We start from the raw sequence: 12,742 nt of genomic DNA, 5'->3' as shown, positions 1-12,742 counted from the left end.
GGCCGTCTGAAAGCCAGTTTTCAGACGGCCTGATTACCATATTGAATCTCTCAATCAATAGGCGCATAATTGAAGAAATTGTTGACAATATCAAAAGGAAAAGAACATGCAAAACTACCTGACACCCAATTTCTCATTCGCCCCCATGATTCCGGAACGCGCGCTCGGCAGCCGGGTTTGGGATACTGAAGGACGAGAATACATTGACCTGTCAGGCGGTATTGCTGTGAACGCGTTGGGACATTGCCATCCCGATTTGGTCGCAGCCTTGGCCGAACAATCGCAAAAACTCTGGCACATTTCTAATATCTACACCACCCAACCGGCGCAAGAATTGGCCAAAAAACTGGTCGAAAACACCTTTGCCGACAAAGTGTTTTTCTGCAATTCCGGCGCAGAAGCCAATGAAGCCGCGCTAAAACTGGCGCGCAAATACGGCCGCGATCATTTTGGCGAACACAAAACCGAAATCATCTCCTGCCTCAACAGCTTTCACGGCCGTACCCTGTTTACCGTATCCGTCGGCGGCCAGCCCAAATACAGCAAAGACTACGAGCCGCTGCCGTCAGATATTACTCATGTTCCATTTAATGATATTGCCGCATTGGAAGCCGCCGTCAGCGACAAAACCTGCGCCGTGATTATCGAGCCGATTCAAGGTGAAAGCGGCATTCTGCCTGCCACTCAAGAATATCTGCAAGCCGCACGCCGTTTATGCGATAAACACGGCGCTTTGCTGATTTTGGACGAAGTACAAACCGGCATGGGTCATACGGGCAAACTGTTTGCCTACGAGCATTACGGCGTAACACCCGATATTCTCAGCTCAGCCAAAGCCTTGGGTTGCGGTTTCCCGATTGGCGCGATACTGACCACCGATAAAATCGCCCCAACCTTCGGCCCCGGAACACATGGCTCGACCTTCGGCGGCAACCCAATGGCGTGCGCGGTCGGCAGCCGTGCGTTTGACATCATCAATGCGCCCGAAACATTGGCACACGTTGAGCAACAAGGCCAAAAACTTCAGACGGCCTTGCGTGAAATAGGCGAAAAGACCGGCGTATTTAAAGAAGTCCGCGGCATGGGCTTGCTGCTCGGCTGCGTGTTGGCAGACGAATACGCAGGCAAGGCATCGGAAATTACCGCCGCCGCTTTAAAACACGGCCTGATGGTACTGGTTGCCGGCGCCAATGTGGTGCGCTTCGCCCCCAGCCTGCTGCTGAACGATGAAGATATGGCCGAAGGCTTGAAACGTTTTGAAGCAGCTTTAGTCGAATGGTTGGCCTGATTTTCAAAACCCAATATCCAAATCAGCCGACAGCTTTTATTCCCTAATTGATGCCATATAGCGAAGGCCGTCTGAAAGACCGTTTGAGTTTTTCAGACGGCCTTTTTTCAATATTGAAAACAACATCCGCCTACATGCTTTGTCATTTGATGTTTGTTAAAAATCGTACTGCCTCTTCGTGTTACGCTTGGCAAACAATTTGATTTTACGAAGAAAAGGAGCAGGAGATGGTATCGTTGAAAACACAAGTCGCCGGTTTTTCTTTTGACAACTGCCTGATGAACGCGGCAGGTGTGTCATGTATGACTGTTGAGGAATTGGAAGCGGTCAGACAGTCTTCGGCAGGCACTTTCATTACCAAGACCGCAACGCTTACCCCTCGTCAAGGCAACCCCGAGCCGCGTTATCGGGACGTGCCTCTCGGCAGCATCAATTCGATGGGATTGCCGAATCAAGGCATTGATTACTATCTGGATTACCTGCTTACCCTTCAAGAGTCTCAGCCTGAACGGATATTTTTCCTATCACTGGTCGGTCTGTCGCCCGGCGAAACACATATCCTGCTGGAAAAGGTGCAAAACAGCGGATTCAACGGCATTACCGAACTCAATCTTTCCTGCCCAAACGTCCCCGGCAAGCCGCAAATCGCCTACGACTTTGAAACAACCGAGATGATTTTGAACAATGCCTTTACCTACTTCGATAAGCCCTTGGGCATCAAACTACCGCCGTATTTTGATATTGCCCATTTCGATCAAGCGGCGGAAGTGTTCAACCGCCATCCCTTAAAATTCGTCAACTGTGTCAACTCCATCGGCAACGGCATGTATATCGAGGACGAATCCGTCGTGATCCGCCCGAAAAACGGCTTCGGCGGCATAGGCGGTCAATACATCAAACCGACCGCGCTTGCCAATGTCCATGCATTCTATCAAAGACTGGATCCGTCTATTCAAGTCATTGGAACAGGCGGCGTTTACAGCGGTCGTGATGCGTTTGAACACATCTTGTGCGGCGCAAGCATGGTGCAGATCGGCACGGCGCTACACCAGCAAGGCGTAGACATTTTTGAACGTGTTTCCCTTGAGTTAAAAGCCATCATGGCGCAAAAAGGCTATGAGAAGCTGGAAGACTTCAAAGGCAAATTGAAATATTTTGAATAAGGTTTACTCTAAAAAACGCCCAAGGCCGTCTGAAAATTTCAGACGGCCTTGTTGTATAATTGCTCCCTACATTACCCGTCTTCCCTTTCAATGAAACTCAACCCCCAACAGCAAGCCGCGGTCAAATATCTAAGCGGCCCCCTGCTCGTCCTTGCCGGCGCAGGCAGCGGAAAAACCGGCGTGATTACGCAAAAAATCAAGCATTTGATTGTCAATGTCGGCTATCTGCCGCATACCGTCGCCGCGATTACCTTTACCAATAAAGCCGCCACAGAAATGCAGGAACGCGTCTCTAAAATGCTGCCTAAGTCACAAACGCGCGGGCTGACGATTTGCACGTTCCACTCTTTGGGTATGAAGATTTTGCGCGAAGAGGCGAACCATATTGGTTACAAAAAAAACTTTTCTATCCTCGACTCTACCGACAGCGCCAAAATCATCGGCGAACTTTTGGGCGGTACGGGTAAAGAAGCCATATTCAAAGCGCAACACCAAATTTCCCTTTGGAAAAACGATCTAAAAACGCCTGAAGATGTCGTTCAGACGGCCTCTAATGTGTGGGAACAACAAACAGCGCGCGTGTATGCGAGCTATCAGGAAACCCTGCAAAGCTATCAGGCAGTAGACTTCGACGACTTAATCCGCCTGCCCGCCGTACTGTTGCAGCAAAACAGCGAAGTGCGTAACAAATGGCAGCGGCGGCTGCGTTATCTGTTGGTTGACGAATGTCAGGACACCAACACCTGCCAATTTACCCTGATGAAGCTCTTGACCGGCGCGGAAGGCATGTTTACCGCCGTCGGCGATGACGACCAGTCGATCTACGCATGGCGCGGCGCAAACATGGAAAACCTGCGCAAAATGCAGGAAGACTATCCGCAGATGAAGGTCATCAAGCTGGAGCAAAACTACCGCTCCACTGCTCGGATTCTCAAAATCGCTAATAAAGTGATTGAAAACAACCCCAAACTCTTTACCAAAAAACTTTGGTCGCAGTTCGGCGAAGGCGAAATTGTCAAAGTCGTTGCCTGCCAAAGCGAGCAACATGAAGCCGACTGGGTCGTCAGCCAAATCGTCAAGCAAAAGCTGGTCGGCGGCGATAAAACCCAATACGCCGATTTCGCTGTGTTATACCGCGGCAACCATCAGGCGCGGATTTTTGAAGAAGCCTTGCGCAGCGCGCGCGTTCCCTACCAACTCTCCGGCGGACAAAGCTTTTTCGACAAAGCCGAAATCAAAGATGTGTTGTCCTATTTGCGCCTGCTTGCTAACCCCAACGACGATCCTGCCTTCCTGCGCGCCGTGACCACACCCAAACGCGGCATCGGCGACGTTACATTGGGCAAACTCAACACCTACGCGAACGAACACGAATGCAGCCTGTATGAGGCCGCGCAAAACGAAGAAGCGCTTGCCCTATTGAACCATACCAACCGCCAACACCTGCAAGCCTTCATGGATATGATTGAAAACTACCGCACCAAAGCCGAAACCAGCGAAGCAGGCGAGCTTATCCATAACCTGCTAAAAGAAATCGACTACGAAAACCACTTGCTGGCCAATGAAGAGGGCAAAGCAGGAGAAATCAAATGGCGCAATGTTACCGACCTGACCGGCTGGCTGGAACGCAAAGGCGAGCAAGACGGCAAAAACATCATTGAGCTTGCCCAAACCATCGCCCTGATGACACTTTTGGAAGGCAAAAGCGAAGAAGAAGTCGATGCCGTCAAACTCTCCACCCTGCACGCTTCCAAAGGTTTGGAATACCCCTACGTTTTCCTTGTCGGTTGCGAAGAAGGCATCTTGCCACACAACGACAGCATCGAAGAAGACAATGTCGAAGAAGAACGCCGCCTGATGTACGTCGGCATTACCCGCGCCAAACGCCAACTTACGCTAACCCACTGCCTCAAACGTAAAAAGCAAGGCACATGGCAATTCCCTGAGCCGAGCCGTTTCATAGATGAAATGCCGCAGGAAGACATCAAGATTTTAGGCCGCAAAGGCGGCGAGCCGATTGTGAGCAAGGAAGAAGGAAAAAGCAATCTGGCAGGATTGCTGGATATGCTGGGAAACAAGAGAAAAGGATAAGGCAAGGCCGTCTGAAAACAATGTTTCAGACGGCCTTATTGTCAGCAAAATGTCAAAGACAACAATCAAATAATTTTCACTTTATATCGTTACGCCTATCCGTCCCCATTCCTCCCGATTATTCAAAAATAAACAAAAATAATCGAATAATCAGGTATAAAATAAAAAAGCAGGTGACACGATCGCCTCATTCCCCTTCAATTTACAAGCAAAAATTGTCAACACTTGAAGTATAAATTCACAAGCAAAATTGCATTTTTCAGGTATAATAATGGATTCTCCAACTGCATTTTGTGAGCTGAATCCATGTCTGTTGTTCTGCCCTTGCGCGGTGTAACCGCCCTTTCCGATTTCCGTGTTGAAAAACTCTTTCAAAAAGCAGCCGCACTCGGCCTGCCCGAAGTCAAATTAAGCAGCGAATTTTGGTATTTTGTCGGTAGCGAAAAAGCACTTGATGCCGCGACAGTCGAAAAACTGCAAGCCTTACTGGCAGCGCAAAGCGTTGAACAAACGCCAAAAGCGCGCGAGGGCTTGCATTTATTTTTGGTAACGCCCCGTTTGGGCACCATTTCGCCTTGGGCTTCCAAAGCAACCAATATCGCCGAGAACTGCGGTTTGGAAGGCATTGAGCGTATCGAACGCGGCATGGCCGTATGGTTGGAAGGTGCGCTTACCGACGAGCAAAAACAACAATGGGCAGCCCTGTTGCACGACCGCATGACCGAAAGCGTGTTGACCGACATCGATGCAGCGGCGCAACTGTTCCACCACATCCAATCGGAAACCTTCTCCAGCGTAGATGTATTGGGCGGCGGTAAAGAGGCATTGGTCAAAGCCAATACCGAAATGGGCTTGGCGCTTTCTGCCGACGAAATCGATTATCTGGTTGAAAACTATCAGGCTTTAAACCGCAATCCGTCCGATGTTGAATTGATGATGTTCGCTCAGGCAAACAGCGAACACTGCCGCCACAAAATCTTCAACGCCGACTTCATCCTCAACGGCGAAAAACAACCGAAATCCCTTTTCGGCATGATTCGCGATACACACAACGCACATCCCGAAGGCACAGTCGTTGCCTATAAAGACAATTCGTCCGTAATCGAAGGCGCAAAAGTCGAGCGTTTCTATCCGAATGCGGCGGAAAACCAAGGCTACCGTTTCCACGAAGAAGACACCCATATCATCATGAAAGTGGAAACGCACAACCATCCGACCGCCATCGCGCCGTTTGCAGGCGCGGCAACGGGTGCGGGCGGCGAAATCCGCGACGAAGGCGCAACGGGCAAAGGCTCACGTCCGAAAGCGGGCTTGACCGGTTTTACCGTCTCCAACCTGAATATTCCAGGCTTGGAGCAGCCGTGGGAACAAGCCTACGGCAAACCCGGCCATATTGCTTCTCCTCTAGACATCATGATTGAAGGCCCGATTGGCGGTGCAGCGTTCAACAACGAATTCGGCCGTCCAAATCTCTTGGGCTACTTCCGTACCTTTGAAGAAAAATTCGACGGCCAGGTTCGCGGCTATCACAAACCGATTATGATTGCCGGCGGCTTGGGCAGCATTCAGGCACAACAAACACACAAAGACGAAATCCCCGAAGGCGCGTTGCTGATCCAACTGGGCGGCCCGGGCATGCTTATCGGCTTGGGTGGTGGCGCGGCTTCATCCATGAATACCGGCACGAACGATGCGTCTTTGGACTTCAACTCCGTACAACGCGGCAACCCCGAAATCGAACGCCGCGCGCAAGAAGTCATCGACCGTTGCTGGCAGCTTGGCGACCAAAACCCGATTATCTCCATCCACGATGTCGGCGCAGGCGGCCTGTCCAACGCCTTCCCCGAACTCGTCAACGATGCCGGACGCGGTGCGGTATTCAAACTGCGCGAAGTGCCGCTGGAAGAACACGGCCTCAACCCGCTGCAAATCTGGTGCAACGAATCGCAAGAGCGTTATGTGTTGTCCATTTTGGAAAAAGATTTGGACACCTTCCGCGCCATCTGCGAACGCGAACGCTGCCCGTTTGCCGTGGTCGGCACGGCGACCGACGACGGTCATTTGAAAGTGCGCGACGATTTGTTCTCCAACAATCCTGTCGATTTGCCGTTGAACGTCTTGCTCGGCAAACCGCCCAAAACCACGCGCACCGACAAAACAGTTACACCGTCCGAAAAACCGTTTAACGCGGGCGATATCGACATTACCGAAGCCGCCTATCGCGTTCTGCGCCTGCCTACCGTAGCGGCTAAAAACTTCCTGATTACCATTGGCGACCGCAGCGTTGGCGGCATGACCCACCGCGACCAAATGGTCGGCAAATACCAAACCCCCGTAGCCGACTGCGCCGTTACCATGATGGGCTTCAATACCTATCGCGGCGAAGCGATGTCTATGGGCGAAAAACCGACCGTCGCCCTGTTTGACGCGCCTGCTTCGGGCAGAATGTGCGTCGGCGAAGCCATCACCAACATCGCTGCGGTCAATATCGGCGACATCGGCAACATCAAACTCTCCGCCAACTGGATGGCAGCGTGCGGCAACGAGGGCGAAGACGAAAAACTCTACCGCACCGTCGAAGCCGTTTCCAAAGCCTGTCAGGCATTGGATTTAAGCATCCCCGTGGGCAAAGACAGCTTGTCGATGAAAACCGTGTGGCAGGATGGCGAAGAGAAAAAATCCGTTGTTTCGCCGTTGAGCCTGATTATCTCCGCGTTTGCGCCAGTGGAAGACGTACGCAAGACTGTTACGCCCGAATTGAAAAACGTCGAAGACAGCGTATTGCTGCTGGTTGACTTGGGCAACGGCAAAGCGCGTATGGGCGGCTCTGCATTCGGTCAGGTTTACAACAACATGACTGGCGATGCGCCTGATTTGGACGATACAGGCCGTCTGAAAGCGTTTTACAATGTGATTCAACAGCTTGTCGCCGAAGACAAACTCTTGGCATACCATGACCGCAGCGACGGCGGCTTGTTTGCGACGCTGGTGGAAATGGCGTTTGCGGCACGTTGCGGCTTGAATGTGGATTTGACTTCACTGGTTGCCAACCAAGCCGATGTCAACGTAGCAAGCATCCGCGCATTGTTCAATGAAGAGCTGGGCGCAGTGATTCAAATTGCCAAACAAGATGTAGCAGCCGTAGAAGCCTTGTTTAAAGAAGCTGATTTGGCACTGCATACCGTTGCCACCATTGGTTCTGACGAAAGAATCGTTATCCGCAATCAGACAGGCATCGTATTGGGACAAAACCGCGCCGACCTGCAACGCGCATGGCAGGAAACCAGCCACGCCATCCAACGCCTGCGCGACAACCCTGCCTGCGCAGACAACGAGTTTGCCCTGATTGACGACAACGAACGCAGCGCATTGTTTGCCGACGTGAAGTTTGATGTAAACGAAGACATCGCCGCGCCGTTTATCAACAGCGGTGCAAAACCCAAAATCGCCATCTTGCGCGAACAGGGCGTAAACGGACAAATCGAAATGGCCGCCGCCTTTACCCGCGCCGGATTTGATGCCTACGACGTGCATATGTCCGACCTGATGGCAGGCCGCGTCCACCTTGCCGACTTCAAAATGCTGGCGGCGTGTGGCGGCTTCAGCTACGGCGACGTACTCGGTGCAGGCGAAGGCTGGGCGAAATCGATTCTGTTCCACCCTGCTCTGCGCGACCAATTTGCCGCCTTCTTTGCTGATCCGAACACGCTGACATTGGGCGTGTGCAACGGCTGTCAAATGGTCAGCAACCTCGCCGAAATCATCCCCGGCACGGCAGGCTGGCCGAAGTTCAAACGCAATTTGAGCGAACAGTTTGAAGCGCGCCTGAGCATGGTTCATGTACCGAAATCCGCGTCGCTGATTCTGAACGAAATGCAAGGCTTCAGCCTGCCCGTTGTCGTTAGCCACGGAGAAGGCCGCGCAGATTTCGCCCTGCACGGCGGCAATATTTCCACCGATTTAGGCATTGCGCTGCAATATGTGGACGGTCAAAACCAAGTGACCCAAACTTATCCGCTCAACCCTAACGGCTCGCCTCAGGGTATTGCTGGTGTGACCAACGCCAACGGCCGCGTTACCATCATGATGCCGCATCCGGAACGCGTGTACCGCGCCGCACAAATGAGCTGGAAACCGGAAGACTGGACGGAATTGTCCGGCTGGTACCGCCTCTTTGCCGGCGCAAGAAAAGCTTTGGGTTAACCGGCAGGCTGATTTGATTCGGCTTTAAAGAAAAGGTCGTCTGAAATAGGCACATCGGACTTCGCTCCAACCTGTTTCAGACGGCCTAGATTTTTTATCCCGAACCTATATACAAAAAAACTTAATTGAATTTATAGAAAGATTTGGAGAAGCTTATGTCTGACAAAGTAATTTTTAAAAACAAGCCGAATGATGATGAATATATTAAATGGATTGAAGAAAACTCAAATGGATTTGTATTAAATATAGATCAAACTAAAGACCCTTCTAAGATTTATAAAGATTATCCCAAAATACATTTTGCTAATTGTGGCCAACTAAATAAAAGGCCGGGGCGCACAACTAAAAAATATTTCAAAGTTTGCTCAAACTCAATCGAAGAACTTGAACGATGGAGCTTGAACACATACAACAAAGAACTAACTCCATGCAGAACCTGTAAGAAAAGAGGATTATTAGTGGCATGGTACGCAGAAATAAAAAATCTTCAGGCGGCTTCTGCCCTGTCCTTAAAATCTGATATAGACGAACTCAAAGAATGTTTAGTATCTGAGACCAATTCAGCAAAACGAACCGAAATTGAGACTTTGATAAAAGCCCGTCAAGGGCAAGGCAGTTTCCGACAAAAACTACTCAAACTGTATCCAAGCTGCCCGCTGACCGGTCTAGATATCGAGCCTTTACTCATTGCCAGCCATATTAAACCTTGGAGCGTGTGCGATGATAACGAGCGTTTATGTCGCTTCAATGGTCTGATGCTCGCACCCAATATCGACAGATTATTCGATAATGGACTGATTACGTTTGATACCGACGGTACGATAAAAATCAGCCCGACAATCGATTCGGAAAATCAAAAGCGGTTGGGAATTTCTCCCGATATGAAATTAAAAATTCGACCGGAAAGCGAAAAATATTTCGAGTATCACCGCAACCATGTCTTCCAAAAAGAAGAATAGATGGGTTGAACAGTCTGTTGATTTAAGGTCGTCTGAAAACGATTTAGCGAACCACTCTATACCTGTTTTCAGACGACCTTTTTGCGTCCTTTTGCATATAAAGACCAAACCGACCATCGTCATTCCCGCGTAGGCGGGAATGAATGACGGTGGCGAAGTGTTTTTTTGGATTCCCATTATCGGCATTCCATTAGCGTGTTCTGCAAGCAGAAGCATCATTCCGTATAATCATAATCCCCCTTAGCTCCCCATCAGCTATAATCGACATATTCAGACGGCCTTTCCCGACATTATGACTCGACAAGCCTTTATCCTCAGCGATTGCGAATTTCCCGAATGCGGCGAAAAGCCTTACGCCCTGCTGACCGCAAATCCGACTAAGGAACACCACTTCGTCGCCCAAACCGAGCAGCGGCAGCATTCGCATAATCCGCAGGTCAGCCCGCAGAATCAGAATGTTTATAAGCTGCCTTTGTCCATGTTCCATCCTGGAGAAAAAGCCCGCGGCAAAGAACAAAACCGCAGCGAAGCGATAAGCGTCAACATCATCGGCAACTTGGCGGCAAAAAACCTCTATACGCTGACCTTTGTCGAAGACTCCGCCAACCAATACAATCTGGAAAGCTGGTTCAACCGTCATGAAAGCGGCTACGAAGAGGCCTGCAACTACCTGCGCACCTTACCTGCAGGCCATCTGAAAACAACTACGGCAAATGTCGATACCGTCAAAGTACCTGATGCCTTGTGGCGGATATTGCGGCTGAAATTCCTCGGCATTCTGCGCAATCCGCACAACCACAAAAAACTGTTTGCCCACCGCCTGCACCAAACACTTCGAGCGCGGCTGCCGGAAGTCGGTTTTGAATTTGTCCGCTTAATCAGCAAACGCGATCCCAAGCGCATCGAAGCCATTATGCAGGACTACCGTTTCACTTTTCTCTGCTATGTTGATTGGCTGGGAGGGCTTTACGGTATGTTGAGCGAAGGCGTGGCGCAACCGTCGTTGTTTGAACGGCTGTTTTGCAATATCTTTGCCGAACCCGAAGCAGTGAAAATCGAATTGTTCCGCTATCCTGAAAACACGGGGCTGTGCCTGTTTGGCGACAGCAGTTTCTGCCTGCAAGCCTCGGCCAAGCTATTCAGCGTCGGCGTTAATATCTCGCACGATATGTTTGCCATCGTCCATCTGCAAACCGACCGTTGGCACACGTTTAAGAATACCTTTCATCACAACGCGCCCAAACTGCAAGGCCAAGTACGGATTATCGACGGTGACCAAACCCAAAGATTGCTGTTCAACCGACTGTGCATCCATCAAGCCCATGAAGCCGTGTTCGGCCAAAGCCCTAATATCAAAGATTATTTAGAGGCCGTCTGAAACCCCCAACCAGAAGAAAGCATATGAAAATCACGCCAATCCAAGCCCTAAACGACAACTACATCTGGATGATTCAAGAAGGCAACCATGCCGCCTGCGTCGATCCGTCTGATGCCACACTCGTTTTGAAATTCCTCGTCCACAACCGCCTGATGCTGGCGCAAACATGGATTACCCATCCGCACCCCGACCACACCGGCGGCGCAAAAAGCCTGTTCCACGGATTTTTAGAATCCCCAATCTATGGCGAAAGCGACATCGATGTGGCGACGCATACTGTCACAGCAGGCACGCAGTTCCCGTTTGGCGAAGGCTTGGTTACCGTTTGGGCAACCCCCGGCCATACCGACCGCCACATCAGCTATCTGTTGGAAAATTCAGACGGCCTGCACGTTTTCTGCGGCGATACCTTGTTCTCCGCCGGTTGCGGCCGCGTATTTACCGGCACAATCGAACAGCTTTACGACAGTTTCCACCGATTCAACCAACTGCCCGAAGAAACGCTGTTTTATCCGGCGCACGAATACACCGCCTCCAATCTGCGCTTTGCCCAGCATATCGAGCCGGACAACGCCGACATTCAGACGGCCTTGGCCTCAGCCGACCACACGCCGACACTGCCTGTCAGCCTGGCACACGAACGCAAAGTCAATCCGTTTTTCCGCGTACACCTACCCCAAGTTCGGGCACGCGCCGAAGAATTGAGCGGACGAAAATTAAACAGCGAACTCGAAGTCTTCGCTGCTTTGCGTGAATTGAAAAATCAATTTTAATTGCTGATCTGACTTGAGAATAAAAGCTGTCTGAAAATATGAATACTGAATGATAAGACAGCAGATACCGCGTAAAAAAGATGACAAATCATTGTACTAATAGCAAAATGTCAAAAGTTAGAGTAATGGATAAATTAGACTTAAAATGAAAAAATTACTTATTGTATTGTTAGGGCTGACAAGCCTTAATGTTTACGCCAATGGCTGTGGCGGTGAATATCAACCTGCAACTGGAACCTGTCGTATCATTGATAGTTCAGGACGACAGATTATATATAACGTTGGCAGACCTCAATCGTCTAACAATGGGCCTACTCAGAGCCAACCCAAAATTATTAATATCAAGGTTCCTTCAAAATACGGTGCTTGGGCCGTTAATTTAAATACAGGCATTGCGGGCGGTGCACTTGATATGGATTCACTTGAAGCTGCAAAAAGAGAAGCTATTAAAACTTGTGAACGAGGTGGAAAAAATGCTCCATGCACACTAGAGATTTGGGCACGAAATGGATGTATTGCTGTTGCTCAAGGAAAATCTAGTAGTAAATCTGGTAAGAAATGGAAGCTTTTCTCAGTAGCAACGGATCCAGGAGAAGCTGAAGCCCAGGCAATGCAGGAATGTCAAGCTGCAGGACGTACACAATGTAGAATCGTTGCTCCCGAAGGTTGCTCACTACCTAAATTCTAATAGCCCAAAGGCCGTCTGGCGTTCAGACGGCCTTTTAGTTTTCGTACCACTTTAAACAGCAAAACCTACGGCTGCTTTTTATGTTTCACACATTCCGCAGCATATTGCTTGCCCCAACGGTGCATTGCTTCAATCACAGGCATCAGCGTCCTCCCAAACTCAGTCAGAGACCTTTGCAAAATTCCCCAAAATCCCCTAA

General features: G+C 50.1%; 9 protein-coding genes. 8 read left to right on the top strand and 1 reads right to left on the bottom strand.

Features of this window, described 5'->3' with window-relative positions:
• Nucleotides 1-106 precede the first annotated feature (106 nt).
• The 8 genes from HMPREF2608_RS03900 (at nucleotide 107) to HMPREF2608_RS03865 (ending at nucleotide 12,543) form a co-directional block, all read left to right on the top strand.
• A complete protein-coding gene (locus tag HMPREF2608_RS03900; RefSeq protein WP_070826041.1) occupies nucleotides 107-1,288 on the top strand; it encodes an aspartate aminotransferase family protein in 1,182 nt (393 codons plus the stop codon).
• Between the two features lie 227 nt (nucleotides 1,289-1,515).
• The gene (locus HMPREF2608_RS03895; RefSeq protein WP_070826040.1) at nucleotides 1,516-2,451 is read left to right on the top strand and encodes a dihydroorotate oxidase; all 936 of its coding nucleotides are present in this window, start codon (nucleotides 1,516-1,518) and stop codon (nucleotides 2,449-2,451) included.
• Nucleotides 2,452-2,541: 90 nt separating this feature from the next.
• Complete coding sequence (gene rep / locus HMPREF2608_RS03890) at nucleotides 2,542-4,542, top strand: DNA helicase Rep (protein ID WP_070826039.1); 2,001 nt, start codon at nucleotides 2,542-2,544, stop codon at nucleotides 4,540-4,542.
• Between the two features lie 306 nt (nucleotides 4,543-4,848).
• Nucleotides 4,849-8,745, top strand: a complete 3,897-nt coding sequence (gene purL, locus HMPREF2608_RS03885) for a phosphoribosylformylglycinamidine synthase (RefSeq protein WP_070826038.1) — start codon at nucleotides 4,849-4,851, stop codon at nucleotides 8,743-8,745.
• Between the two features lie 155 nt (nucleotides 8,746-8,900).
• Nucleotides 8,901-9,704 carry an HNH endonuclease gene (locus HMPREF2608_RS03880; protein WP_070695622.1) on the top strand — a complete coding sequence of 268 codons (804 nt, stop codon included), beginning with the start codon at nucleotides 8,901-8,903 and terminating at the stop codon, nucleotides 9,702-9,704.
• A 292-nt stretch (nucleotides 9,705-9,996) separates the two neighbouring features.
• The gene (locus tag HMPREF2608_RS03875; RefSeq protein ID WP_070826037.1) at nucleotides 9,997-11,082 is read left to right on the top strand and encodes a hypothetical protein; all 1,086 of its coding nucleotides are present in this window, start codon (nucleotides 9,997-9,999) and stop codon (nucleotides 11,080-11,082) included.
• 23 nt (nucleotides 11,083-11,105) lie between these two features.
• Nucleotides 11,106-11,855, top strand: a complete 750-nt coding sequence (gloB, locus tag HMPREF2608_RS03870; RefSeq protein WP_070826036.1) for a hydroxyacylglutathione hydrolase — start codon at nucleotides 11,106-11,108, stop codon at nucleotides 11,853-11,855.
• Between the two features lie 145 nt (nucleotides 11,856-12,000).
• Entirely contained in the window at nucleotides 12,001-12,543 is a 543-nt protein-coding gene (locus HMPREF2608_RS03865) for a DUF4189 domain-containing protein (RefSeq protein ID WP_070826035.1), read from the top strand.
• 65 nt (nucleotides 12,544-12,608) lie between these two features.
• On the opposite strand, the gene HMPREF2608_RS11330 is transcribed toward HMPREF2608_RS03865, so the two are convergent.
• Nucleotides 12,609-12,742: winged helix-turn-helix transcriptional regulator (locus HMPREF2608_RS11330; RefSeq protein ID WP_141761458.1), on the bottom strand; the 134-nt coding region annotated here is incomplete at its 5' end.

The sequence above is a fragment of the Neisseria sp. HMSC064D07 genome (assembly GCF_001837185.1).
GTDB lineage: Bacteria > Pseudomonadota > Gammaproteobacteria > Burkholderiales > Neisseriaceae > Neisseria > Neisseria flavescens_C.
This window is presented reverse-complemented; position numbering and strand designations above follow the sequence as displayed.